This is a genomic window from Pseudomonas rhodesiae (assembly GCF_013285305.1).
GTDB lineage: Bacteria > Pseudomonadota > Gammaproteobacteria > Pseudomonadales > Pseudomonadaceae > Aquipseudomonas > Aquipseudomonas rhodesiae.
In genome coordinates, this window is record NZ_CP054205.1 from 2,053,378 (window position 1) to 2,077,938 (window position 24,561).

Here is a 24,561-nt window from a genome sequence, read left to right on the forward strand (position 1 = left end):
GCCAACCAACCTCTACTTCAAAAAGGATGTACGCCATGAGCCCACTGATCAAAAGCCTTCTGTCCACCCGCGCCGGTTATGGCCTGACGATTCTGCGTATTGTCGTCGGCATCATCTTCGCCGCCCACGGTTCGCAAAAACTCTTTGGCTGGTTTGGCGGCTACGGTCTGGCGGGCACTGCCCAGTGGATGGAAAGCATTGGCCTGGCGCCGGGTACGCTGATGGCACTGCTGTCGGGCGGTACTGAGTTCTTCGCCGGCCTGGCGCTGATCATTGGTTTGCTGGTGCGCCCTGCGGCGCTGGGCTTGACCATCCTGACGCTGGTAGCGATCTTCTCGGTGCATATCCATAACGGTCTGTTCATGGCCAACAACGGTTATGAATTCGCCCTGGCGTTGCTCGGCGGCGCACTGGCAGTGTTGCTGGAAGGTGCTGGCAAGCTCTCTGCCGACCGCGCCATCGCCAACTGACTGACTGGCAACGCTCTGAAAAGGCCCACGCTTGCGTGGGCCTTTTCGTTGCTGGCGATTCTTGACACCGCCCCACCGGCTTCTCTAGGATGCCGTCCATGCGCCGATTTAAACAGCTAATTGCGGGGCGCCACTGGGTCTCGATGCAGCCCGACAGAAGCGTGTTCTCCCGTGCGAGATACCTTCGAAATACCGCTAAAGCGCTGGTTCGGTGTTGCCTCTCACCTGCCCGCAGACTTTTGAGGCAGAGACACGACACGATGAATGCACTACGTCCTCTGATACGCCTGGCCCCGATCACCGCGGACCTCACTCAACGCAATCCGAAAATCCTCCTGGGCGGCAAGCACCAACCGACGCTGTTGCGTTATCTGGACGGCTGGCCGCGTCGCACTGGGCGGCCCTCCGCGTTCCTGATTCAGTTCGTCGAAGACGGCGATTCTCTCGCTCGATTTGCCAATGACAGCTTCGATCTCGCGGTCATCCAGGCCCCCAGTGCCGATGACGCTGAAGAAGTGATTCGGCACTTGACCCGAATTGCCCGGCAGGGGTTGATTGCGCGGCGGTAAGTATTCAGTAGAGCAGCGAGTATGGCTGCGAGCGACGATGCTGCTGACGCAGCCACACGGCCCAGGCTATCAGGCATAGCGTCAGAGGCACCGCAGCGATCAACCCCAGCTTGATCATTAACTCCAGACGGTGCACTGGCTTGTACGTCTGGGCTTTCAGCGCATGCAATTCCATAGGCAGGCGCAGTCGCTCCTTGTTGAGGGCTTGCAGCTGGATATTAGGGTCTACCGCTTGGGTTCCGACGCTGTTTGCCGGCGGGGTCAACAGTTGCCATTCCTGCTCGGTTCGCTGAAGACGTCGCTCCAGCTCGGTGGCTTTCTCGCGGTAGGCTTGTGCGGCCTTATCGCGCATCGTGTGCAATGTTCGTGGCGGGTTGTTCGTCACTATCCGAGGGCGAAGGCTGGCGAGGGGGGCAGGCACGGACAAGTTATCCAGCGTATTCAAAATAAACTGCGCGTTGCCGCCAGGTGCCGTGTTGGCGACCTCATCCATCAGTAAATCGGTGTCGGCCACTACGACCACATGGATGCGTTCGGCTTTTTGCAAACCGGGTGGTTGTCCCTTGATACCATTGGGGAATGCCGAATAGGCCGGGCCTTCGATACGCGCGGCAAGGGTATGGCGTTGGACGTGTGGGGATATTTCATCGCTCAGCGCATCGAATTTGAGCGCCGAAGCGAATCGGTCGGTTTCCAGCAATGCAGACTGCCAGGAGCTTTGCAGGAGAGGGGTGAAGGTGGTGCGACTTTTCGTTCGCGGCGAAAGGGCACCGCTGCTCGATACCGTCACCGTTTTGAGTTTCCAGCTACTGATGTCACTGGAGCTCATTGCTTCACGCGGCAGATTCAATCTGGCCGGATGCCGTACGGCTGGTTTCCCGGCACCGGTGATCACCGAGGACGCATAGAGGTGATCGATCAGCAGTTTGTCGGGAAATACCTGAATACCCCAGGCCGTGAGCATCTCGTCCAGGCGAGAGTTGGCGGGCAGGGCACCAGCACCGTGCTCACTGATGGGGTCGATAAACATCAGTAATCTGCCGCCCCTCAACGTAAATTGTTCAATCGCATACAGCGTGCGGTAAGGCAGTGCGCGGGGTTGGACCACCATCAACGTCTTGATGCTTGCAGGCACTTGTTCAAGGGCCGGTTCCAGATTGATCAGGTCGAAGTGGCGCTGCAGTTCCCCCATCAGGCGCCCTGCGGATTCGCCCATGTTCAACCCGCTGAGCAGCCCGATTGTGCGGGGCTCTGGATGCTGCAACTGGTAGATCAGGTGGTTGATTTCATATTCAAGCAATGGCTCACGGTCGAGGCTGAATGCTCCGATTCGTTGTGCTCCATGGCCCGCCCGGTTGCCGATCAACCCCAGAAAGCCCGTTTGGTCATCGAGACCATATAAAGCGGCTTTGTAGGCGTCTTCTGAAAAAGGCGCAGGCTCAATCAGGTGCAGATTGATCATGCCTTTCGCGGTTTTTTCATATTCGCGAAGCAAGTCTTCGATGCGCTTGCCGTAGCGGTTTAACGCATGGGTTCGTTTTGGGTTGTTGTGTGCATTGAAATAATACAAGTCCAACGGCGCCTTCAGTGACATAAGCAAATTCTGCGTCGGTGGCGATAGCGTATGGATTTGGTGTTGCGTAAAGTCCCAGCGAAGCTCAGGAAGTTTGGCGGTCCAAACCAGGTTTAATGCAAGAAATAACAAAAAAATGACGGCAAGTGTCAGTCCGGTGCGCAGAGTGGAACGCATGCAGGGCTTTCCTTCTCAGCGGAGTTTGTAATTGAGTGTGACAATCGACGCAGTGAGGAAGGCGACGATCATGCTGACGAAATAAAGACTGTCATGAAGGGTAAACTTTCCATTGTCGATTGTGCTGAATCTCGACTGTGGGTTAAGGGCGCTTAAACTGTCGATAATCCAAATAGGGGCTTGGCGCTCCAGAGCGTCTACCCATGAAGAAAGTGCAGTGGCTGCCAGTAATAAACTTATCGTCAATATAAAAATAACCACACGTTGACGTGCCAACGTACACACAAAGCAACCGACGGACAGGTAGCTTCCCGCCAATAACCAGCTCGCCGCGAATTGCGAGGCGATGAGGCCATTATCGGCGCTACCCAGGTAATTGGCGGCCACGACCAGAGGGAAGCTGAGGATCAATGCCATGCCCGCCACGACCCAGGCGGCGACGAACTTGCCGATCACCCGTTCGGCGGCCGTGATGGGTAATGCGCTCATAAGGTCGGCAAAACCGGGATCGGCCTCATCTGACCAGAGTTGTATGGTCAACGCCGGTATCAGCAATAGATAGAGCCAGGGGTGCCATTGGAAAAACACCAGCAGGTCACCACTGTCCTGTTCCACCCAGCGGTGAAGATACAACCCCGCCATGGTGGACAGGGCTAGAAACAGCGCAACGCTGAGATAGGTCGCGGGCGAAGAGGCATAGTTGGCGAGTTGGCGCTTGAAAATAACCGGCAGCAGCTTCAATGGGACCTCTCCTGGCTCAGTTGCTGAACCACATCGTTCACGCGACCGGGCTCCAGGTTCAATGTGTTGATTTTCCAACGGCGGTTGGCAATGAGCGTGTGTATATGTGGATAGATGGCATGCCCGGGCATGGCCAGAACGGTGACCGTGCCAGGCGCGTGGCGATGCTCCTCAATGCCGGCGACGCCGGGTAGTACCGCCAGGGCCAGTAAGTCCAGAGGGGTGTCGGCTGAGAGGGTGACGGCCTGGAAGTGACGGGAACTACGCTGCAAATCGGGCAGAGGGGTGTCGGCTACCAGGCGACCACCGGCGATGAGCAGGGCTCGCGTGCAGAGTTCGGCCAACTCCTCACTGTTACGAGAGGCGATGATGACCGTCATCTCCTGCGCGAGCGAACGGATCAGCGCCTTGAGCGACAGTGCCTGATCCGCCGCCAGTCCCGCAGTCGGCTCGTCCAATAGCAGCAGTGCAGGCGTATGCAGGATGGCCTGGGCGACGGACACCCTACGTTTGGTACATGCGCAGAGCGCGTCGAGGGGAGCATTGAGCGCTGGGTACAAATCCAGTCGTGTCACCGCTTGTTCCACTCGAGCGCGTTTTTCGGCTCCGCAGTAACCACGGAGCGCGGCGATATAGTTGAGAAATGTTTTAACGGACATTGTCGGGTGACTGAGGTCCTTAAAACGTTGGTAGCCGATAACTTGCTTGGCTTTATGTGGATAGATTTGCGCGTTGATCCCGTCGATGTTTATGTGACCGCGGGTTGGGTGTGTCGAACCCGATAGCAAGTTCAAAAGCGTGGTCTTAACATCAGGCCCCTCCCCAAATAATCCTAGGCACTCTTGCTGACGGGCACTGAATGAAAAATCGCTGATGATATTTTTCTTGTTCAGGGTTTTAGTCAGATTGCTTATTTCGATCATTTTTTTACCGAATAAGTTAGGCATGACGTAGGGCTAGGATTTAAAAAGGGTACGGTTAATGCTCGCCCTTGGGAACGACGGTCAGTGTTAATAAGACAAGTCCTACGTGCGCGCCAGGTGAGTCACTGAAACAATTGTTTTGTGTTTTTAGATGTTTGTGTTGGTAAGTGTTTATTCGGCGTTTATATGAACATTCGATTCATTTTTAATGAGGCCCGATTACTATGATGCTTCTACGTACCCTTGTTCTTGAGCGTAACGGTCAGGATGCTCCGGTCAACGGCGCGCTGCTCTGTGGGTTCGCGGTAGGGCAGATCGCCTCTAACTTCCTTGTGTATAGTCTGGATGAGGAAGTTGAACCTGGGAGCTCCAGGGTTTATATCGCGGCGCTGCGCAAGAAACTCGAACGCTACTTCCTCAGCGGTGTTGAATCCAAGGAAGACCTGCAAATAGCCATGCATGTGTTCAAACAGATTCTTATGTTGGCCGCAGCGTCAGGTACCAAGGCGGCCGGGGTCACCGAAACCCAGGTGCCTTATCATTTTGTCGATCTGAGGGGGTGTAAATTGCCGCCCGCGCGGCCTGAAGATCATCATTCGGTGACCATCAAGAAGGCGCTGGTGATGAAGGTGATCACTTTAGGCATGAATGCCTCCACACTGCCGGCGATCGAAAGTACCTCGTTGATCGTGCCCTCCATTCGCTTTTCCTCCCAAATGATCTCCCCGCCCAAAGCGACAAACTCATCCGAAGCGGATGCTCAATCGGTGCTTGAACATCCTGTTGAAGAACCTCGACCGCTGCCTGTCGAGCCACCCGAAACGGTCGTTCAGGTTGAGACGCCCATCGCCACCGCGCAAGAACCTGAGCCGTCGCCGCCGCCGCCTTCGAAACTGCCCGCACCGATGGAGCAAAGCGCACTGTTTGAAGTGGACAGCACATTGTCCAGTCTGGCCCGGGTCGCCCATGAGTTGACTCAACAGAAGCTCGCCGCGGCTGAGCGAGAGACCGCGTTGGAGCAGTGGCAGAATCGGCTGTTGCAGGAGCAGAACCAGATCGGCGAGCAGGTCAAGGATCTGGAGCAGCGCACATTTCAACTGCGTGATCAGTCGCAGGACATCCAACGCAAGACCGAGACGCTAGCCGCGTTGAAGTCGCAGTTGTCGGGCCTGCGTCATACGCTGCGGGGCATGTTGCATGAATTGGATCAGGCGTTGGATAGCTAGGAGTGAACGGCCCTGGCTACTTTCTTCGGTTCATTTATCATCAAGCGCAGCCCGTCGACGCCAGGGCCATCCCTGGTGCATCGGTGTTTATGGATATTGCCTGGGGATGCGAGCGTTTGAGTACCAAGCTGATCACCAAAGAAGGTCATGAGGCGCTGAAAAAAGAGCTGGATTACCTGTGGCGCGAGAAGCGCCCGGATACCACGCGCAAAGTGACATGGGCGGCGTCGCTGGGGGACCGCAGCGAAAACGCCGATTATCAGTACAACAAGAAACTGCTGCGTGAGATCGATCGCCGTGTGCGCTACCTGCGCAAGCGTCTCGAAGACATGCGCGTGGTGGAATACGCACCGGAGCAGGAAGGCAAGGTGTTCTTCGGTGCTTGGGTCGAGATTGAAAACGAGCAGGGCGAAACCAAGCGTTTGCGCATTGTCGGCTATGACGAAATTTATGAGCGGATGGATTACATCTCCATCGATTCGCCGATGGCTCGTGCTCTGTTGCGCAAGCAAGTCGACGATGAGGCCATCGTGCAGACGCCAACGGGCGAGGTGTGCTGGTGGATCACCGCGATCGAATATGAGAAGTGAAAGTAACAGGCCCGCCGAGCGGGCCTGAGGTGTCTCAGCCTTCGCGCAGCACCGTCAGCGGGCTGGCATTGAGTGCGCGGCGGGTGCCGAACACGCCTGCGCCGCCAATCAACACGGCACCGATGACGGGCAGCAGCAACAGCCACGGATGAGGCTGCCAGACCAGGTCGAATGCATAGCGGTACAGCGCCCAGGTCACCAGTTCAGTGCCCAGCGCCGCCAACAGTCCGCTCGCGGCGCCCAGTAACCCGAATTCGATGCGCCTGGCTTTGACCAGTAACTTGCGTTCGGCTCCCAACGCGCGCAGCAGCGCACCCTGGCGGATGCGCTCATCCAGCGTCGCTTGCAGGCCGGAGAACAGCACGGCCATCCCGGCGGCCAATACAAACAACAGCACGTACTCCACGGCCAGCGTCACTTGCGCAAGGATGCTGCGCAATTGCTCCAGCAACGCCTCCACCTGCAGGATGGTCACGGCCGGGAAGGCGCGGGCCAGGTCGACGATCTGCTGATCATGACCGGGAGCCAGGTAGAAGCTGGTCAGGTATGTGGTCGGCAGATTCTTCAACGTACCAGGCTGGAAGATCATGAAGAAGTTGGGCTGGAAGTTATCCCAGTTGATGGTGCGCAGACTCGTGACCCGCGCTTCGCGATTTTCCCCACCTATCGTAAAGACCAAATGGTCGTCGAGTTTGAGCTTGAGGCTTTCGGCCACCTTGGCCTCAACCGAGACGCCGGGAATACCATCGGAGGGTTGCTGGGACCACCAAGTGCCCGCCGTCAGGGCATTGCCCGGTGGCAGGTCGGCGGCCCAGGTCAGGCTGAGGTCGCGTTGCACGGCGCGGTCGCCACTGGAGTCCTTGCTGACGATCTCCTGCACCGGTTCGCCGTTGATGCTGATCAGCCGCCCCGGCACCACCGGGTACAGCGGTGCCGATTGCGCCTGGACGTCCAGCAGGCGTGCGCCGAAAGCATCTTTGTCGGCCGGCAGGATGTTCAAGGCAAAATAATTGGGTGCATCTTTGGGCAACTGGTTTTGCCAGGTGTCGAGCAACTCGCCGCGCAACAGGGCGATCAAGCCCATGGACAGCAGTATCAGCCCAAATGCCAGGGCCTGACCGGCGGCGGCCAGCGGGTGGCGCAGCAATTGGCCCAGGCCCAGGCGCCAGGGCAGGGTCGCACCGGCTAACAGCCGACGCAGACTTTGCAACAGCAGCAAGAGCAAGCCGCCGAGCACCAATGCGGCCACCACGCCACCTCCCAGCAAGGCGAAGGTGAGCACCAGGTCGAGGCTCAGACGCCACATGATCAGGCCCAAGGCGAACAGCGCAGCTCCGTAGACCATCCAGGTACTGGACGGGATGGGTAGCAGATCGCGGCGCAATACCCGCAGCGGCGGGACGCGCCCTAGCGCAGCCAACGGCGGCAAGGCGAAGCCCGCCAGCGCGACCAGCCCGGTGCCGATTCCTGCCACGGCCGGCAGCAGCCCGCCAGGTGGCACGTCCGCCGGCAGCAGATCCCGCAGGAAATAAAACAGACCGAACTGCGCCAGCCAGCCGAGGAGAGCGCCAGCGAGACTGGCCAGCAGGCCCAGTACGCTCAATTGCAGACTGAACAACAGCATGGCTTCGCGGCGCGACAATCCCAGGCAACGCAACAGCGCGCTGGCGTCAAAGCGTCGCGTGGCAAAGCGGTTGGCCGACAAGGCCACCGCCACCCCCGCCAATAGAACGGCCACCAGGCTGGCCATGTTCAGATAGCGTTCGGCCTTGCCCAGGGCGCCGCCGATCTGTTGGTTGCCGTCTCGGGAATCCTGCAAGCGCTGGTTGGCGGCGAGGCCGGGCTTGATCAGGTCGCGATAGGTTTGCAGCGCGGTACTGCCCTGGGGCGCGCGCCACAGTTCGCGGTAGCTGACGCGGCTGCCGGGCTGTACCACGCCGGTGGCTTGCAGGTCGGCGAGGTTGATCATCACCCTGGGGGTGAGGCTGTAGAAATTGCCGGCGCGGTCCGGTTCATAAGTAAGTACCCGCGCCAGGCGCAGGGTTTTCATGCCCACGTCGATGCTGTCGCCGACTTTTAGGTCGAGGGCCGTCAGCAGCCGCGCTTCTACCCAGGCTTCGCCGGGTTTCGGGCCGCCGCCTGGGGTTTCCTCGGCAAAGGGCGCGGCGGCACTCTTGAGCGCGCCACGCAGCGGGTATTGCTCGTTGACCGCCTTGATGCTGGAGAGCTGAATACCATTGTCGGTGGCAATCACGCTGGAGAATTCCACCACCCGGGCATGATCCAGGCCCAGCTCGGTACCGGACTTGATTTGCTCAGGGCGGGCGGGCGAGCTGCCTTCCAGCACCAGGTCGGCGCCGAGGAACTCGGTAGCGCGCAGTAGCATCGCGCCGTTGAGGCGGGCGCCGAAGTAGCCGATGGCGGTGCTGGCGGCCACGGCGACCAGCAGGGCGAAGAACAACACGCGCAATTCGCCGGCACGGGCATCGCGCAGTAATTGGCGCAGGGCAAGGCTGAACAGACGCAACAGCGGCAAACGTGCCATCAAGGCTCCAGGGGCGCGACCATCAGGCCGGCTTCAAGGCGGATCAGGCGTCGGCAACGGTGGGCCAGGCGCTCGTCGTGGGTGACCAGCACCAGGGTCGTGCCGCTCTCTTTATTGAGTTCGAACAGCAGATCGCTGATGCGCTCGCCGGTGTGGCTGTCGAGGTTGCCGGTAGGTTCATCGGCGAACAGCACGTCGGGCTCGGCGGCGAACGCCCGAGCAATCGCCACCCGTTGCTGTTCGCCACCGGACAACTGACGGGGCGAGTGGGTCAGGCGTTGCCCCAGGCCCACGCGCTCAAGCAAGTGCCTGGCGCGTTCGCGGGCGTCTTTGCGACCGTCCAGTTCCAGCGGCAGCATGACGTTTTCCAGCGCATTGAGGCTGTCGAGCAATTGAAAGGATTGGAAGACGAAGCCCACATGCTCGGCGCGGATGCGCGCCCGTTGGTCTTCGTCCAGGCGGCTCAGGGCTTGCCCGGCGAGGGTGACTTCGCCGCCGCTGGGCAGGTCGAGGCCGGCCAGCAGGCCCAGGAGCGTGGATTTGCCGGAACCGGAACTGCCGACGATAGCCAGGCTGTCGCCCTTGTTCAGTTCCAGGCTCAGTTCGTGCAGGATAGTCAGTTCACCTTCCGCGCTGGGAACCACTTTGCTAAGGTTCCGCGCGGTGAGAATGCTTGCGCCCATGGAGAATCCGATGCGAATGTGGTTTTTGAGTGCTGGCCTGGCCTTGATGTGCATGGCCCAGAACGCAGCGGCGGGTACAGTCCTGATCGTTGGCGATAGTATCAGTGCCGGTTTCGGCCTGGATACCCGCAAAGGGTGGGTGGCGCTGCTGGAGCAACGGCTCAAGAACGAAGGGTTTGACGATACCGTGGTCAACGCTTCCATCAGTGGCGATACCAGTGCGGGAGGGCTTGCGCGGCTGCCGGCGGCGCTTGCAGCGCATAAGCCGGAGGTGGTGATCATTGAGCTGGGGGGCAACGACGGGCTGCGCGGTCAGCCGCCGGCGCAATTGCAACAAAATCTTGCTTCGATGATTCAGCAGTCTCGGGACAGTGGAGCGAAGGTGTTGCTGCTCGGCATGCAGATCCCACCCAATTATGGAAAACGCTATGTCGAAGCCTTTAATAAGGTGTTCGGCGATGTGGCGCAGGAAAAAAAGGTGCCGCTGGTGCCGTTTTTCCTGGAGGGCGTGGGAGGGCATCCCGAGCTGATGCAGGCCGACGGTCTGCACCCGGCGGTCGGTGCTCAGGACAAGTTGCTGGAAAATGTCTGGCCATCGCTCAAACCGCTGTTATGACGCTTTTCTACCGGCAGGCTTTCGGCTAAGGTGGCGCCCCCTTGATTTGGAGCCCTCGATGTCGCGTCCTGCCTGGTCCCTGTTTAACTACCAACTGATCGAGCCGGACGAGCAGCTGGATCTGTTCGCCTGCCAGGAAGTGCGGGTGCATCTGGTGACGCGTCAATTGGAACTGGGCGGCTCCATCGATCGCACGCTGTGCGGCACGTTATTGCCGGCGCAGCCGCGTTGGTCGCTGGTGGATCGGTCGATTTTCCAGGACCAGCGTTTGTGCCCTCTGTGCCGGGCTATCCTTGAGTCTCAGAAGCGCGGCACACCGCCGATCTGGCCGGAGCTGCGCTTTGAACTCTAGAAGCAGCTGCAAGCGTCAAGCTATAAGCTGTAAGCTAGCAATTGGCTTTTAACTTACCCGTCGTTCTGCGAAGGATTTTTCGGATGTTGTCGCGCCTTTCCGTCGTTACCTGCTGCCTGTCGCTTGCTGCCCTGTGTGCGGCCGGTTCGGCAGCGGCCCTGCAGTTGCCCTTGCCACCCCCGGGGGAAGACATCGTCGGCCAAGTCCAAGTGATCAAGGCCAAGTACGAAGACACCTTTGCCGATCTTGGCACTGCGTATGACCTGGGCTACTCGGAGATGGTCGCGGCCAACCCGGGCGTGGATGCCTGGTTGCCGGGCGCGGGCACCGAGATCGTGCTGCCGACGCGCTTCATCCTGCCGCCGGGGCCGCGCGAAGGTATCGTGATCAACCTCGCGGAATACCGGCTCTACTACTACCCCAAAGGCCAGAACGTGGTTTACACGTTCCCGTTAGGGATCGGTCGTGAAGGCTGGGGCTCACCGATTGCCCACACCAGCATTATCGCCAAGACGCCCAACCCGACCTGGACACCGCCGGCCTCGATCAAGGCCGAGCACGCCGCCAATGGCGACCCGCTGCCCAACGTGGTGCCGGCAGGGCCGAACAACCCCTTGGGGCCGTTCAAGTTCACGCTGGGAACGCCGGGGTACCTGATCCACGGTTCCAACATGAAGTTCGGCATCGGCACGCGTACCAGTCATGGCTGCTTCCGCATGTTCAACAATAACGTGTTGGAGATGGCCGATATGGTGCCGGTCGGCACATCGGTGCGCATCATCAACGATGCCTATAAGTTCGGCAGCAGTGGCGGCAAGGTGTATCTGGAGGCGCATACGCCCCTGAACGATGACGGCACGCCATCGGTAGTGGACAAACATACGGCGGTGATCAACGCCTTGCTCAAGCGCGAAGACTTGGCCAATAACCTGCGGGTCAATTGGGATCAGGTGCGTGACGTAGTGGCGGCGGAAGACGGTCTGCCCACTGAAATCGGTGTGCCAGGCGCGGCGCCCATGGTATCCAGTACGCCGATCGATCTGCAGCAGTAAACCTGCAACCTGCCAAGCCCGCCCCGGCCCGGTGCCGCGGCGGGTTTTTATTGGCCGGGGTTACGGGTGAATCCCAGGCAATAAAAAGCCGATCCAAAAATGGATCGGCTTGATAACAACCCCGAGGGGTTATTACTTGCGGCTAGCTTTTTCAAGCATGCGCAGAGCGCGCTCGTTAGCTTCGTCAGCAGTCTGTTGTGCTTTTTGAGCAGCAGCCAGAGCTTCATCAGCTTTACGGTAGGCTTCGTCTGCACGAGCCTGGGAGCGAGCTGCTGCGTCTTCAGTTGCAGTCAGACGAGCTTCGGTTTCTTTGGAGACGCTGCTGCAACCGGTAGCCAGAACTGCGGCCAGAGCCAGAGCAGAGAATTTCAGAACGTTGTTCATCGTGTTCCCCTTCAAGGACTTTCTATTAAATGGCTACTTCTCAGATTGAGCTTATAGCCGGCGTACATACTACCCATTACTTGTAGTAAGTAAACTGACGTAGCGCAAGAAGCAAAAAAAATTCTTGCGGCGAATCTGTTTTGGCTAACCTTGCGTGGGTTTGTATAAAAACTGTCCAATTTTTTTTCACTGGGCACGCATCGAGCCTCGCTGAAAGCGCCAGCCTGTCTGTGTTGGGTCTTGTACATAGATGAAAATTTATATAACTATCCGAGCACTTCCGTTGCGCTTGGCGGTGCATGGCCTGGCATCTTTTTAAGCATGTAGAGGTGACTTTAAGAGCGCCTGTTCGTCTCAAGGTTCAACTGCCGGCAATGTTCAGGCTTTCGATCATCGATGGGTCGAAGCCCTTTCTGTATCCACCAGCGGCGGGGGATGGTGCATGCGCCTTGAGCAATTGCAGGATTGGTGCCTACTATTCCCTACGGGCTGGTTGCGAGCGCTAGAGGTATTCTCGTTGTCGAAACCGGCACGGGTTGGCGTAGATGTTCCTTCGCCGGAAAAACATCGGTAAGGTAGGGGTCAGAAACCAAGACCCGCGAGGAGTAGTGATGAGCGAGGCGTTGTCCATCCACCATGACCAGACGGGTCATCAGTTCGAGACCACTGTGGACGGTCATCGTGCCTACTTGACCTATATGGACCTTGGCAAACAGACCCTGGATATCTATCGCACCTTCGTGCCTAACGCGTTGAGAGGGCGTGGTATTGCGGCAGCGCTGACCGAGGAGGCCTTGAAGTTCGCCGAGGCGGCGGGCTACACGGTGATCCCGTCCTGCTCTTATGTAGAGCGTTATATGGAGCGCCACCAGCGCCATGCCGCCAAGTTGTAAGGCACCCAGATCAGCATAAAAAACGCCGGGCTCAGCCCGGCGTTTTTGTGTGCGTAAACCCGAGCCGGGTTCAGCCGCGTTGGCGCTTGGGCAATACATCCTTGAGCTTGGCGTGCATGCTGCGCAGGGTGTTCTCGGTGGCCGCCCAATCGATGCAGGCATCGGTGATCGATACGCCGTACTGCAAGTCGGCCAGATCCTTGGGAATCGCCTGGCAACCCCAGTTCAAATGGCTCTCGACCATCAAGCCGATGATCGACTGGTTGCCTTCCAGGATCTGGTTGGCAACGTTTTCCATCACCAGCGGTTGCAGGGCCGGGTCCTTGTTGGAGTTGGCGTGGCTGCAGTCGACCATGATGTTCGGCTTGATCTTGGCCTTGTTCAGCGCCTGTTCGCACAATGCGACACTGACCGAATCATAGTTGGGCTTACCGTTGCCGCCACGCAGCACCACATGGCCGTAGGCATTGCCTTTGGTGGTGACGATGGAGACGCCGCCTTCCGGGTTGATACCCAGGAAACGGTGAGGGCTGGAGACCGATTGCAGTGCGTTGATCGCTACGGTCAGGCCGCCGTCGGTGCCATTCTTGAAGCCCACGGCCGACGACAGGCCGGACGCCATTTCGCGGTGGGTCTGGGATTCGGTGGTGCGTGCGCCGATGGCCGACCAACTGATCAGATCCTGCAGGTATTGCGGGGAGATCGGGTCCAGTGCTTCGGTGGCGGTGGGCAGGCCCATTTCGGCCAGATCCAGCAGCAATTGACGACCGATGTGCAAACCGTCCTGAATCTTGAACGAGTCGTCCAGGTACGGGTCGTTGATCAGACCTTTCCAGCCGACGGTGGTGCGCGGTTTCTCGAAGTAGACACGCATGACCAGATACAGGGTATCGGAGACTTCTGCCGCCAATACCTTGAGGCGCTCGGCGTATTCGTGAGCCGCCTTGAGGTCGTGGATCGAGCAAGGGCCGATCACCACGAAGAGGCGATGGTCGGTGCCGTCGAGGATATTACGAATGACTTCGCGGCCTTTGGTAACGGTCTGCAGGGCAGTCTCGCTCAAAGGGATTTCGCGCTTGAGCTGATCGGGGGTGATCAGAGTCTCGTTGGATTCGACGTTAAGGTCATTGATCGGTAAATCAGCCATCGTGTTACTCGTCAGGGTCACGGGTGCCGGCCGCCAGCCGTTCCCGTGCGGCGGTGCACAGCATGATTTGGATGCAGGGGGGAGGAACCTTAGCGCGTATTACGGGCCCGCGACAATGGGCGGCGCGGGTTTAATCCCGCGCGGGCTGCACAAACGCGTCGTGGGAGAACTCTAACGCGTGCCGCGCAACCCACTCCCTGGCCAGGGCCTCGAACTGCTGAGGGGAGGGCTCGGCATCTTCGTGCTGGCGGCAGTAGCGTTCTATCCGGCATGCTTGCTCGCCCATGCGCGCGCCGAACAGGGCATGTTCATCGGTGAACGAGATGCCCACACGATAGCCACCTTCAACCTTGCGGCACCAGGCCACGTACCCCGGATAGCGGGCGCTGGCGCCCAAGGATGGGATGTGCAGTTCCACCGCCGTGCCTTGTCGCCAGGCGCGCGGCCAATGACAAGCAATGCCGCCCAAGCCGGCAGTGAGGAGGCGTTGACGGGGAATGGCGGGAGAGGGGCGTTGGATTAACTCGACAGCGACATCATCAGGGTGAGGTAAAAAACGACCCATGTACACGGACTCCGAGCACCGTCCAGTTGACGGCGGTGGCAGCAGTATAGTGAAGGAACTGGAATTGACCGACCTGGATATTGACCAGCAATTGCTGGGATTGCCAGGGATTTCGCTGGTGGTATTTGTCAGCGCCGGCTGTTCCAGTTGCCGCTGGGCGCGTCAGCAAATGCCGGGCTGGCGCTTGCCGGTGGACCGCGTGTGCTGGGTGGATGCCGGGCATAACGGCGGTGCGGTCGAACGTTACCAGATCTTTCATTTGCCGGCGTTGTTCGTGGTGTGCGAGGGTCAATTCCTTGGGCAATTGCAGACACGTCTTACACCTGCGGCCGTTGTCGAGGCAGTAAATGAAGCGCTTACCCGCACACCGGAGGAGTTGCCATGACCACAGTTACACCCCAGTCGCCTCGCATTGGCATCATCGGCACCGGCGCCATTGGCGGTTTTTATGGCTTGATGCTGGCGCGCGCCGGGTTTGATGTGCACTTTCTGCTGCGCAGCGAATATGCCGCGGTCAGCGAGCAGGGGTTGCGCGTGAACAGCAGTGTGCATGGTGCTTTGCATCTGCACCCCGTGCAGGCTTACGCCCAGGCAGCCGATATGCCGCCCTGCGATTGGTTGTTGGTAGGCACCAAGTCCACCGGTAATGTGGAGCTGGCGCCGACCCTGGCCCAGGTTGCGGCGCCGGATGCCAAAGTGGTGTTGTTGCAAAACGGCCTCGATGTTGAGGACAGCCTGCGTGAACACTTGCCGGTATCGCTGCACCTGCTGGGCGGCTTGTGCTACATCGGCGTACACCGTTCCGGCCCCGGTGTGGTCGAGCACCAGGCCCTGGGGCGGGTCAACCTCGGTTATCACAGCGGCTCGGCCGCCAACGATGAAAACCGTCAGAAGGCGATTGTCGAGGCCGGCGCCGCGTTGTTTCATCAGGCCGGTATCGAGTCACAGGCCATGGCCAATGTGCATCAGGCGCGCTGGCATAAACTGGTGTGGAACGTGCCTTTCAACGGTCTCTCGGTTTTATTGAAGGCCGGCACCACGAACCTGATGGCCGACGCCTCCAGCCGCGAGCTGATCCAGGCGCTGATGGCCGAAGTGATACAGGGCGCCCATGCGTGTGGCCACGAAATCCCGGCCAGCTATGCCGAGCAGATGTTCGCCATGACCGAGACCATGGACGACTACCTGCCGAGCATGTATCACGACTATATGCACAAGCGCCCGCTGGAACTGGCGGCGATCTATGCACGGCCGTTATCCGCCGCCAAGGCCGCCGGGTGCGAGCTGCCGCGCATGCAGGCACTGCACCAGGCTTTGAGTTTTATTGATCGGCACAATCGCTGATCGGGAGGAGCACAGATGGCAAAGGGATTGGGTGACAAACTGGTGCTGGCGATTTCGTCGCGGGCGCTGTTCGACCTCAGCGAAAGTCACAAAATCTACCTGGCCGAAGGCGTGGAGACTTATCGTAAATACCAGATCGAACATGAAGAAGAGATCCTGGAACCCGGCGATGCCTTCCCGCTGGTCAAGAAACTGCTGAGCCTTAACGCCAGCCTGGGCCGTGCCCGTGTCGAGGTGGTCCTGGTGTCGCGCAACAGCGCCGACACCGGCCTACGCGTGTTCAATTCCATCCAGCATTACGGCCTGGATATTTCTCGCGCCGCGTTCGTCGGAGGACGTAGTCCTTATCCTTATTTGGCGGCATTTGGTTGCCATCTGTTTTTGTCCACCCATGCCGAAGATGTGCGCAGCGCCCTGGATGCCGGTTTCGCGGCGGCGACGATTTTGTCCGGCGGTGCGCGCCGGGCCGGCAGCGAGGAATTGCGCATCGCCTTCGACGGCGACGCGGTGCTGTTCTCCGATGAATCCGAGCGTGTGTACCAGGCCGGAGGGCTTGAAGCATTCCAGGCCAGCGAGCGCGAATCGGCACGCCAGCCTTTGCATGGTGGGCCTTTCAAAGGGTTTCTGGCGGCGCTCAACTTGCTGCAACGTGAGTTTCCGGACGAGGCATGTCCAATCCGTACCGCACTGGTGACCGCGCGTTCGGCGCCGTCCCATGAGCGGGTGATCCGCACTTTGCGAGAGTGGGACATCCGGCTGGACGAGTCGCTGTTTCTCGGCGGGTTGGAGAAATCCGCGTTTCTTGAGGCATTCGCCGCCGATGTGTTTTTCGATGATCAGGCCGGTCATTGCGAGAAAGCCAGGGAGGTAGTCGCCACCGGGCATGTGCCTCATGGCATTAGCAATGAACTGAAGAGCCCGGTCTGAGCCAATCCAACTCCGCACGGCGCTGCTAAGCTGTTTTGATCTCCGCCATCCTGGCTGTCCAGGAGGTTTTTATGATTCGTTCGATGCTGTACGCCACGGACCTCGGCCTGTATGCGCCGTATGTGATGCAACATGCCTTGGCGCTGGCGCGGACGTTCAAGGCTGACCTGTACGTGATTCATGTGGTTGAACCTATCGGTCTGTTCGCCGAATCGGTGTTGCAGAGCTACCTTGATGAAAAGGCCTTGATTGAATGGCAGAGCCAGGGCCTGAGTACCATGATCGCAACGATCGAGCAGCGTGTACTGGAGAGTTTTCGTGAGGAGTTGGGGGAGGGCGAGCAGGACTTGAAGTGGATCCGCTCGGTGCGCGTGATTCAGGGCGACCCGTGCGAGGTGATTCTCGACCAACTGCGTAAACTTTCCGTCGACTTGTTGATCGTAGGAAGTCATAGCTCTACCAGTGCGCAGGCCACGCCATTGGGGCGTACTGCCACGCGGGTAGTGCAGCTGTCTACGGTGCCGGTTTACCTGGTGCCGTCGCTACAACGTCGACGCAGTGATGACGTGTAAATGGGAGATGGGATAAAAAGTTCTAGATTTATCCTTCTGACCTTTAATATAGTTATATATCGCTGCTGATACCCGTGGCGTCTATCTGCTTTGAGGGACACATATGAAGCTTCAACAACTGCGCTACATCTGGGAAGTGGCGCACCACGACCTCAACGTTTCCGCTACCGCTCAAAGCCTTTACACCTCGCAACCCGGTATCAGCAAGCAGATCCGCCTGCTCGAAGACGAGTTGGGCGTCGAAGTGTTCGCGCGCAGCGGCAAGCACCTCACCCGCGTGACACCGGCCGGTGAGCGCATCATCACCACCGCCGGCGAGATCCTGCGTAAAGTTGAAAGCATCAAACAGATCGCCCAGGAATTTTCCAACGAGAAAAAAGGCACCTTGTCGATCGCCACCACCCACACCCAGGCCCGTTATGCACTGCCACCGGTGATTCGCGATTTCATCAAACAGTACCCGGACGTGGCGTTGCACATGCACCAAGGGTCGCCGATGCAGATCGCCGAGATGGCCGCCGACGGCACCGTCGATTTCGCCATCGCCACCGAGGCGCTGGAGCTGTTCGGCGATCTGGTGATGATGCCGTGCTATCGCTGGAACCGTTGCGTGGTGGTGCCTCAGGGCCACCCGTTGGCCAAGCTGCCGAAACTGACCCTCGAAGCCTTGGCGGAATACCCGATCGTCACCTACGTGTTCGGGTTCACCGGCCGTTCCAAGCTTGATGAAGCCTTCAGTCATCGTGGCCTCACGCCGAAAGTGGTGTTTACCGCCGCCGACGCCGACGTAATCAAGACTTACGTGCGCCTGGGACTGGGGGTGGGTATCGTCGCCAAGATGGCGGTGGACACCAACCTCGATAAAGACTTGGTTGTGCTGGATGCCAGCGAATTGTTCGAGTCCAGCGTGACCAAGATCGGCTTCCGTCGCGGTACGTTCCTGCGCGGGTTCATGTGCGATTTCATCGAGAAGTTCGCCCCACACCTGACCCGCGAAGTGATGGCCAAGGCCATCCAGTGCCATAACAAGCAGGAGCTGGAAGAACTGTTCGACGGCGTGGAACTGCCGGTTCACTGACCTTAGGCGTTCGTACTCAGGGATCACGCAGGGCGCCAGGGTGAACAGGGCGTCCTATACGAACAAGCGCGCCTACCGATTATTTGGCGTCGGTAACCGTGAAGTACTGCCGGGCGCCAGCCACCAGCACTTCCACCTCATCGCCTTCGAACTTGCCCAGCAGGCTTTTGCCCAGGGGCGAGCGCGGGGTGATGACGGTCACCGGCTGGCCTACCACATCCACTTTCAATCCGGCCGCATCGGGCGCCAGGAACAGCCACTGCTGGCGACCGTTCTGATCTTCCAGGCCCAGTAACGCACCGACTTCTATACCGCGCTGCTCATCGTAGGGCCGCACTGGCAGGTTCTGGCACAGTGTCAGGGCCTGCTTGATTTCCTCTACGCGCCTGGCTTGCCCGGTCGCCAGGTAAGAGGCTTCCAGCCCGAGGGTGTCGTATTTGTTCTCGGCGATGTTTTCTTCATGGGTCGCGGTTTCGTAGGCGGTCTGCGCGGCACGTTGAGCGATGTCGAGATCGACGCCGAGTTTTTCCAGGATGAGCGTGTGGACAGCGTATTTATTCATGTTCATCAATCGCAGAATTGCAGGACGTTGGCGCGGGACTTCTCGGTCGGGGCGTTCTGGTCCTGTTGCAGCCAGAACTGGCATTTGGGGTTGGACAGGTTGCGCGCATTGTTGCGCGCCTGATCCAGGGCTTGTTGCTGCTCCTGTTTTTGCAAGTTCTGCTGGTACTGCTCGAACATTCGGTTGGGCGGTTCCGGCGCTACAGCGGCGGCGGGCGTGCCCCATTGCTGGACGGCCTGGGCCACTGGAGCCAAGGCTTGAGGGAAGAGGTAGCGCGAGGCCAGCCAAGTGGTCAGCACAATGGCGACGAACCCCAGCCATAGGCCCAGGGCGATGGCGAGCATAAGTTTGGGCAGCGATAACGGACGGTCAGACATGGCGGCCTCCTGGCGGGCATTGACGGCATGGCGGCGATTGTCGCACAGCCCCTGTGCAGAATAATCACGATCAAGCCTTCTGCATCCGTGCATTTATGCGGACAATCGCCCCTTTGATCGATGGAGCCCGGAATGAAAGCCCGCTGGGATATGTTTTGCAGCGTCGTCGATAACTACGGCGACATCGGCGTGACCTGGCGCCTGGCCCGGCAATTGGTGGTGGAGCACGCTTGCGCCGTGCGCTTGTGGGTCGATGACCTGCGCGCCTTCGAACGTATGTGCCCGGACATTGACACTCAGCTCGACCAGCAATGGCAAGAGGGCGTCGACGTGCGCCACTGGCCGGCCGAGTGGGCACAGGCTTCGGCGGCGGATGTGGTGATTGCAGCGTTCGCCTGTCAGTTGCCGCCGGACTATATGGAAGCCATGGCCGCGTGCGAACGGACTCCGCTGTGGATGAACCTGGATTACCTCAGCGCCGAAGATTGGGTGGTGGGTTGCCATCGTTTGCCGTCGGTGAAGTTCAAGGGAGTGCAGAAGTACTTCTTCTTTCCGGGGTTCCGCGAAGGCACTGGAGGGTTATTGCGAGAGGCTGGGTTGCTGGAGCAACGTCAGGCTTTTCAGCAAGACGCCGAGGCGCAGCGACAATTCCTGCATGCGATGGGCGTATTTCCGACCATTGGCACGCGATTGATCTCACTGTTTGCTTACGAAAACCCTGGGCTGGCCCCATGGCTGGACGTGTTATCGACGGACGGGACCGCCACTCATCTGTTGGTGCCCGAGGGGCGCATACTCGGCGATGTGCAGCGCTGGCTCGGCGTGGATGGGCTGGCAGCCGGGGATATTCATCGGCGCCAAGCCCTGACCGTACAGGTGCTGCCGTTCGTGCGCCAAGAGCAATACGACCGTCTGCTCTGGTGCTGCGACTTCAATGCCGTGCGCGGCGAAGACTCGTTCGTGCGCGCCCAGTGGGCTGGCCGACCGCTGTTGTGGCACATCTATCGCCAGGACGAAGACATTCATCTGGACAAACTCGACGCGTTTCTAAACCTCTACACCGCCGCGCTTTCTCCGGCGGCGAAAACTGCGCTCGTGGCTCTCTGGCAAGCCTGGAACACCGAGGGTGATATGGCCAGCGCTTGGAAAATGCTGCTGGAACACTGGCCCGAGGTAGCCCGGCATGCCGAGTCGTGGTGTCTGGAACAGGCATTGCAGGACGATCTTGCGACGGCGCTGGTACAGTTTTATGAAAGTTGGATATGATACGCGACCTTGATTTTTGTAAATCCCATCCAAATTTCGGATATACGTAATGAAAACTGGTAAAGAACTGAAACCCGGTACAGTGATCCGTCTCGAAAACGACCCTTGGCTGGTTCAGAAAGCTGAGTTCACCAAGTCTGGTCGTAACAGCGCAATCATGAAGACCAAGCTGAAGAACCTGCTGACCGGTTACAAGACCGAGATCGTCTACAGCGCCGACGACAAACTGGACGACGTGATCCTCGACCGCAAAGAAGCGACCCTGTCCTTCATCAGCGGCGACACCTACACGTTCATGGACACTACCGACTACACCATGTACGAGCTGAACGCTGAAGATATCGAAGCCGTTCTGCCGTTCATCGAAGAAGGCATGGAAGACGTCTGCGAAGCGATTTTCTTCGAAGAGCGCCTGGTTTCCGTAGAGCTGCCGACCACTATCGTGCGTAAGGTTGCCTACACCGAAGGTTCCGCCCGTGGCGACACTTCCGGCAAGGTGATGAAGCCTGCCAAGCTGAGCAACGGCACCGAACTGCAAGTAGCCGATTTCATCGAAATCGACGACCTGATCGAAATCGACACCCGTGAAGGTGGTTCGTACAAAGGTCGCGCTAAGAAGTAATTCTGGCTTCGCCGATACGAAAAAAAGCCCGACCTAGCGTCGGGCTTTTTCGTGGGCGGTGGGTTACTTCAGGTGTTGCTTGAGTTCATCGGACGCCTGCAACAGTGCCGAACGCACCGCCGGCACCTGGCTGACCACGTTAAGCAACCCGTAGTCGTGAATCATGCCGTTGTAACGCACAGCGGTCACCGGCACGCCGGCCTCGTCCAGCTTGCGCGCGTACGCCTCGCCTTCGTCGCGCAGTACGTCGGCGCCGGCGGTCTGCACCATTGCTGGTGGTAGACCCTTGAGTTGCGCGGTGGTGGCGCGCAGCGGTGAGGCGTAGATCTCGGCGCGTTGCTTGGCGTCGGTGGTGTAGTTGTCCCAGAACCACTTCATCATGTTTTTGGTAAGGAAGTGCCCTTCGGCGTACTGGTTGTAGGAAGCCGTCTCGAAGTTGGCGTCCGTTACCGGCCATAACAGCAACTGGAACTTGATTGCCGGCGTACCCTTGTCTTTGGCCATCAGGCTGACCACTGCGGCCATGTTGCCGCCGACGCTGTTACCGGCCACCGCCAGGCGCTTGCCGTCGACGTTGATCTCTTTGCCATGCTCGGCCACCCACTTCGTGGCGGCATAGGCCTGATTGATCGCCACCGGGTAATGGGCCTCGGGTGAAGGCGTGTAGTTGACGAACACTGCCGCCGCTCCCGAACCCGCCACCAGATCCCGTACCAAGCGTTCATGGGTAGGGTAATCCCCCAGCACCCAGCCGCCACCGTGGAAGAACATAAACACCGGCAATGTGCCTTTGACCCCGGCTGGACGCACGATGGTCAGCTCCAGCGGCTGGCCATCGACCTGGATGGTCTTGTGGCTCACGTCCGCCTGGGGCAGCGTCAGCTTCACCCCGGCCTGAGCGCCGGCCAGCACCGCGCGGGCGTCTTTCGGCGTCAGTTGTTCGATGGGTTTGCCGGTACCGGCATTCAACGCATCCAGAAAAGCCTGGGTGTTGTGCTCCACCTCGCCGGTCGCCGCGAAGGCGCTGCCGATGGACAGGGCGAGCAGGGTGCCGGTGAGTGCTTTACCAATGGTGTTCATGTGCTTCTCCTTAGGCGACAGCGTTGATCAGACGGTTACATGCAGACGTACGTCGACGTTGCCACGGGTGGCGTTGGAGTACGGGCAGACCTGGTGAGCGGCGTCGACCAGGCTTTGCGCATCCTCCTGGGTCAGGCCTGGCAGGCTGATGTGCAGGTCGATATCCAAGCCGAAACCGCCGGGGATCTGGCCGATACCGACGTGAGCGGTGATCGCGGCGTTATCCGGGATTTTGCGTTTGGTCTGGCTGGCGACGAACTTCAGTGCGCCGATAAAGCAGGCCGAGTAACCGGCGGCGAACAGTTGTTCCGGGTTGGTGGCCTGGCCGCCGGCACCGCCGAGTTCTTTCGGGGTGGAGAGCTTGACGTCGAGGATGTTATCGCTGGAAACAGCGCGACCATCACGGCCGCCGGTGGCGGTGGCTACTGCGGTATAGAGCGTTTGCATGGTGGAACCCTCGTTTTGTTTAGCGCTAAAGTTTTGTTCGCTAAGTAGTTGGTGGGGGCAAATGTATAGCGCTAATGTTTAGCGCGCAAGATAAAAGTTAAAAATATTTTCGTCCCGCTCTAAATCGCTGTGGGAGGGGGCTTGCCCCCGATGGCGGTTTATCAGTCGACAAATTTTTGACCGAGCTGCCGCAATCGGGGGCAAACCCCTCCCTCATGTCTTTGCTGTGTTCAGATCGCGCTTTGCAAGTTGCCGCGCAACGCGAGCAGATCCGCTTGCAGCTTGCGCAGTTGGTCCAGCTCCAGACCGCTGGCGCCGAGAATGCATTGAGGGATCCCCATGGCCTTGGCTTGCAAGGCGCGGCCAGCATCGGTCAACTCCACCACCACCACGCGCTCGTCTTCGCGGCTGCGGGTGCGGCTGAGCAGACCTTCGGCTTCCAGACGCTTGAGCAGGGGAGTAAGGGAGCCGGGATCGGTCAACAGTCGGCTACTGATTTCACCGACGGTTAAACCGTCCTCTTCCCACAACACCATCATGGCCAGGTACTGCGGGTAGGTCAGGCCCAGCGCTTGCAGCAGCGGCTTGTAGACCTTGGTCATCAGCAGTGAGGTGGAATGCAGGGCGAAACACAGCTGATTGTCCAGCATCAGGGATTCGCAGGGGGTAGGGTTCTTGCTCATGGTGGCGCCTTAAAAACGTGTCTGCTCTGGAATCTAGCGGGCAAATCTTTAATGCGCCAGGTAATTCTGCCCTAACGGTCAGATCAAGCCGCTCTGCAGTGCCAGATCCCACGGTGGCACTGGGCTGAAACGCGTTTTCAAGTATTCGAGCAGCAGACGACTGCGGGCGTTGGGTTGTTGCTCCAGGCGCAAGGCGTAGATCCCGGTGGTTTCCGGACTGGGCAAACCGTTTTCGCAAAACAGCGGTAACAGTTCGCCGCGCACTAGGTACTCACTGGCCAACCATGTCGGCAGATGGGCGATACCCAGCCCGGCGAGCGCTCCGCAAAGCAAGGCTTCGGCGTTATTGGCGCTCATGCGGATGCGCTGCGGGCGGTAGGTGGCGCGACGCCCATCCAGCTCGAAGCGCCAGGCAAACATAGGCGCCAGTCCGTCCCAGTCCAAGCCATCGTGGTCGCTCAGTTCCCGAGGATGGGTCGGCGTGCCGCGGCTTTTCAGATAGGCCGGGCTGGCGCAGGCGATGCGCACGATGCTGGCCAATGGGGTGGCGATCAGCCGCGTATCGACGATATGCCCGGCGCGCAACACCAGATCGACTTTGCCCAGGTGCGCGCCCTGCATGTCCACGAAGCTATCGATCAGATGCAGGTGCACATCCAGCCCGGGGTATACGTTGAGGAAGTCGGCAATCACCGGTGCGAGGTGGCGTCGCCCAAAAGCGGCCGGCGCATCCACCCGGATCAAGCCTTCCGGCGCATGGCTTAGGGACACCGCTTCGGCTCTTGCCAGTTGCAGCTCGCTGACAATCCGCCGCGCCCGTTCGGCAAAGGCCAGGCCCGCCGGTGTCGGCACCACCGCGTGGGTGCTGCGCTGGAACAGACGACTGCCCACCGAATTTTCCAGGCTGTCGATACGCCGGGCCACGGCCGACGGCGTCAGCGGATGGCGACGCGCCGCGGCGGAGAAGCTGCCGGTCTCCAATACGTCGAGAAACAGGCTCAGTTGGTCGGTCAAGATGTTCGGGTTCATGGCGGCTGCTTGTGCGAGATTGGCACAGCCATTGTGCGTTGCTGTGCGTTTCCGCGCCAGGCGCGACT

General features: G+C 59.3%; 29 protein-coding genes. 15 read left to right on the forward strand and 14 right to left on the reverse strand.

Annotation, left to right across the window (positions count from 1 at the left end):
* Nucleotides 1-35 precede the first annotated feature (35 nt).
* Nucleotides 36-470 (forward strand): DoxX family protein, encoded by a 435-nt coding sequence (locus HRH33_RS09335; protein WP_123480400.1) that lies wholly within the window; start codon nt 36-38, stop codon nt 468-470.
* Between the two features lie 260 nt (nt 471-730).
* Entirely contained in the window at nt 731-1,039 is a 309-nt protein-coding gene (locus tag HRH33_RS09340) for a hypothetical protein (RefSeq protein ID WP_094066176.1), read from the forward strand.
* A gap of 4 nt (nt 1,040-1,043) precedes the next feature.
* Here HRH33_RS09340 and HRH33_RS09345 read toward each other — a convergent pair whose 3' ends face one another.
* Genes HRH33_RS09345 through HRH33_RS09355 form a run of 3 tightly spaced genes read right to left on the reverse strand, consistent with a single transcriptional unit; the run spans nt 1,044 to nt 4,453 of the window.
* On the reverse strand, nt 1,044-2,789 hold the full coding sequence (locus HRH33_RS09345; protein ID WP_167417604.1) for a Gldg family protein: 1,746 nt from the start codon (nt 2,787-2,789) through the stop codon (nt 1,044-1,046).
* 15 nt (nt 2,790-2,804) lie between these two features.
* On the reverse strand, nt 2,805-3,530 hold the full coding sequence (locus tag HRH33_RS09350) for an ABC-2 transporter permease (protein WP_123480398.1): 726 nt from the start codon (nt 3,528-3,530) through the stop codon (nt 2,805-2,807).
* Nucleotides 3,527-4,453 carry an ATP-binding cassette domain-containing protein gene (locus HRH33_RS09355; RefSeq protein WP_094066179.1) on the reverse strand — a complete coding sequence of 309 codons (927 nt, stop codon included), beginning with the start codon at nt 4,451-4,453 and terminating at the stop codon, nt 3,527-3,529. Before HRH33_RS09355 ends, HRH33_RS09350 begins: the two co-directional genes overlap by 4 nt.
* Before the next feature lie 224 nt (nt 4,454-4,677).
* On the opposite strand from HRH33_RS09355, the gene HRH33_RS09360 reads away from it, so the two are divergent.
* Complete coding sequence (locus HRH33_RS09360; RefSeq protein ID WP_167417603.1) at nt 4,678-5,679, forward strand: hypothetical protein; 1,002 nt, start codon at nt 4,678-4,680, stop codon at nt 5,677-5,679.
* Between the two features lie 116 nt (nt 5,680-5,795).
* Nucleotides 5,796-6,269, forward strand: a complete 474-nt coding sequence (gene greB, locus HRH33_RS09365) for a transcription elongation factor GreB (protein WP_094066273.1) — start codon at nt 5,796-5,798, stop codon at nt 6,267-6,269.
* A 34-nt stretch (nt 6,270-6,303) separates the two neighbouring features.
* Here greB and HRH33_RS09370 read toward each other — a convergent pair whose 3' ends face one another.
* On the reverse strand, nt 6,304-8,814 hold the full coding sequence (locus tag HRH33_RS09370) for an ABC transporter permease (RefSeq protein ID WP_094066181.1): 2,511 nt from the start codon (nt 8,812-8,814) through the stop codon (nt 6,304-6,306).
* A complete protein-coding gene (locus HRH33_RS09375) occupies nt 8,814-9,497 on the reverse strand; it encodes an ABC transporter ATP-binding protein (RefSeq protein ID WP_034112578.1) in 684 nt (227 codons plus the stop codon). Before HRH33_RS09375 ends, HRH33_RS09370 begins: the two co-directional genes overlap by 1 nt.
* A gap of 10 nt (nt 9,498-9,507) precedes the next feature.
* On the opposite strand from HRH33_RS09375, the gene HRH33_RS09380 reads away from it, so the two are divergent.
* The 3 genes from HRH33_RS09380 (at nt 9,508) to HRH33_RS09390 (ending at nt 11,517) form a co-directional block, all read left to right on the forward strand.
* On the forward strand, nt 9,508-10,113 hold the full coding sequence (locus tag HRH33_RS09380; RefSeq protein WP_034096578.1) for an arylesterase: 606 nt from the start codon (nt 9,508-9,510) through the stop codon (nt 10,111-10,113).
* Nucleotides 10,114-10,171: 58 nt separating this feature from the next.
* Nucleotides 10,172-10,465: a hypothetical protein gene (locus HRH33_RS09385; protein WP_003172705.1), complete on the forward strand. Its 294-nt coding sequence runs from the start codon at nt 10,172-10,174 to the stop codon at nt 10,463-10,465.
* Between the two features lie 83 nt (nt 10,466-10,548).
* Nucleotides 10,549-11,517 carry a L,D-transpeptidase family protein gene (locus HRH33_RS09390; protein WP_034096579.1) on the forward strand — a complete coding sequence of 323 codons (969 nt, stop codon included), beginning with the start codon at nt 10,549-10,551 and terminating at the stop codon, nt 11,515-11,517.
* A gap of 132 nt (nt 11,518-11,649) precedes the next feature.
* Here the strand turns inward: HRH33_RS09390 and oprI are convergent, their stop codons facing one another.
* Nucleotides 11,650-11,901, reverse strand: a complete 252-nt coding sequence (gene oprI, locus HRH33_RS09395) for an outer membrane lipoprotei OprI (protein WP_003172710.1) — start codon at nt 11,899-11,901, stop codon at nt 11,650-11,652.
* Between the two features lie 611 nt (nt 11,902-12,512).
* Here oprI and HRH33_RS09400 point away from each other — a divergent pair.
* Nucleotides 12,513-12,794 (forward strand): GNAT family N-acetyltransferase, encoded by a 282-nt coding sequence (locus HRH33_RS09400; protein WP_034096580.1) that lies wholly within the window; start codon nt 12,513-12,515, stop codon nt 12,792-12,794.
* Between the two features lie 70 nt (nt 12,795-12,864).
* Here the strand turns inward: HRH33_RS09400 and HRH33_RS09405 are convergent, their stop codons facing one another.
* Both HRH33_RS09405 and HRH33_RS09410 read right to left on the reverse strand, forming a co-directional pair.
* Nucleotides 12,865-13,941 (reverse strand): 3-deoxy-7-phosphoheptulonate synthase, encoded by a 1,077-nt coding sequence (locus HRH33_RS09405; protein ID WP_034096581.1) that lies wholly within the window; start codon nt 13,939-13,941, stop codon nt 12,865-12,867.
* A 130-nt stretch (nt 13,942-14,071) separates the two neighbouring features.
* Nucleotides 14,072-14,506, reverse strand: coding sequence for a PilZ domain-containing protein (locus HRH33_RS09410; protein ID WP_167417602.1), 435 nt, complete (start codon nt 14,504-14,506; stop codon nt 14,072-14,074).
* Here HRH33_RS09410 and HRH33_RS09415 point away from each other — a divergent pair.
* The 5 genes from HRH33_RS09415 to cysB all read left to right on the forward strand — a co-directional run bounded on the left by HRH33_RS09415 (nt 14,505) and on the right by cysB (nt 18,427).
* Nucleotides 14,505-14,891, forward strand: a complete 387-nt coding sequence (locus HRH33_RS09415) for a YbbN family protein (RefSeq protein WP_094066185.1) — start codon at nt 14,505-14,507, stop codon at nt 14,889-14,891. The genes HRH33_RS09410 and HRH33_RS09415 overlap by 2 nt on opposite strands.
* Nucleotides 14,888-15,850 (forward strand): putative 2-dehydropantoate 2-reductase, encoded by a 963-nt coding sequence (locus tag HRH33_RS09420; RefSeq protein ID WP_167417601.1) that lies wholly within the window; start codon nt 14,888-14,890, stop codon nt 15,848-15,850. Before HRH33_RS09415 ends, HRH33_RS09420 begins: the two co-directional genes overlap by 4 nt.
* Before the next feature lie 15 nt (nt 15,851-15,865).
* Nucleotides 15,866-16,777 (forward strand): 5'-nucleotidase, encoded by a 912-nt coding sequence (locus HRH33_RS09425; protein WP_034137504.1) that lies wholly within the window; start codon nt 15,866-15,868, stop codon nt 16,775-16,777.
* A 71-nt stretch (nt 16,778-16,848) separates the two neighbouring features.
* Nucleotides 16,849-17,349: a universal stress protein gene (locus HRH33_RS09430; protein WP_034096586.1), complete on the forward strand. Its 501-nt coding sequence runs from the start codon at nt 16,849-16,851 to the stop codon at nt 17,347-17,349.
* Nucleotides 17,350-17,452: 103 nt separating this feature from the next.
* Nucleotides 17,453-18,427, forward strand: coding sequence for an HTH-type transcriptional regulator CysB (gene cysB / locus HRH33_RS09435; protein WP_003189876.1), 975 nt, complete (start codon nt 17,453-17,455; stop codon nt 18,425-18,427).
* 79 nt (nt 18,428-18,506) lie between these two features.
* On the opposite strand, the gene HRH33_RS09440 is transcribed toward cysB, so the two are convergent.
* Both HRH33_RS09440 and HRH33_RS09445 read right to left on the reverse strand, forming a co-directional pair.
* The gene (locus HRH33_RS09440; protein WP_034096791.1) at nt 18,507-18,989 is read right to left on the reverse strand and encodes a GreA/GreB family elongation factor; all 483 of its coding nucleotides are present in this window, start codon (nt 18,987-18,989) and stop codon (nt 18,507-18,509) included.
* Nucleotides 18,990-18,994: 5 nt separating this feature from the next.
* Nucleotides 18,995-19,366 (reverse strand): hypothetical protein, encoded by a 372-nt coding sequence (locus HRH33_RS09445; protein ID WP_034137505.1) that lies wholly within the window; start codon nt 19,364-19,366, stop codon nt 18,995-18,997.
* 132 nt (nt 19,367-19,498) lie between these two features.
* Between HRH33_RS09445 and earP the strand changes: the two genes are divergently transcribed.
* Both earP and HRH33_RS09455 read left to right on the forward strand, forming a co-directional pair.
* Complete coding sequence (gene earP / locus HRH33_RS09450; protein ID WP_167417600.1) at nt 19,499-20,632, forward strand: elongation factor P maturation arginine rhamnosyltransferase EarP; 1,134 nt, start codon at nt 19,499-19,501, stop codon at nt 20,630-20,632.
* Nucleotides 20,633-20,681: 49 nt separating this feature from the next.
* Nucleotides 20,682-21,254 carry an elongation factor P gene (locus HRH33_RS09455; RefSeq protein ID WP_003172723.1) on the forward strand — a complete coding sequence of 191 codons (573 nt, stop codon included), beginning with the start codon at nt 20,682-20,684 and terminating at the stop codon, nt 21,252-21,254.
* Nucleotides 21,255-21,317: 63 nt separating this feature from the next.
* Here the strand turns inward: HRH33_RS09455 and HRH33_RS09460 are convergent, their stop codons facing one another.
* From HRH33_RS09460 to HRH33_RS09475, 4 genes are all read right to left on the reverse strand, one after another.
* On the reverse strand, nt 21,318-22,334 hold the full coding sequence (locus tag HRH33_RS09460; RefSeq protein ID WP_167417599.1) for an alpha/beta hydrolase: 1,017 nt from the start codon (nt 22,332-22,334) through the stop codon (nt 21,318-21,320).
* A 27-nt stretch (nt 22,335-22,361) separates the two neighbouring features.
* Complete coding sequence (locus tag HRH33_RS09465) at nt 22,362-22,781, reverse strand: organic hydroperoxide resistance protein (RefSeq protein WP_034137508.1); 420 nt, start codon at nt 22,779-22,781, stop codon at nt 22,362-22,364.
* Between the two features lie 230 nt (nt 22,782-23,011).
* Nucleotides 23,012-23,464 carry a MarR family winged helix-turn-helix transcriptional regulator gene (locus HRH33_RS09470; protein ID WP_167417598.1) on the reverse strand — a complete coding sequence of 151 codons (453 nt, stop codon included), beginning with the start codon at nt 23,462-23,464 and terminating at the stop codon, nt 23,012-23,014.
* Between the two features lie 78 nt (nt 23,465-23,542).
* Nucleotides 23,543-24,493: a LysR family transcriptional regulator gene (locus tag HRH33_RS09475; protein ID WP_034096592.1), complete on the reverse strand. Its 951-nt coding sequence runs from the start codon at nt 24,491-24,493 to the stop codon at nt 23,543-23,545.
* Nucleotides 24,494-24,561 lie beyond the last annotated feature (68 nt).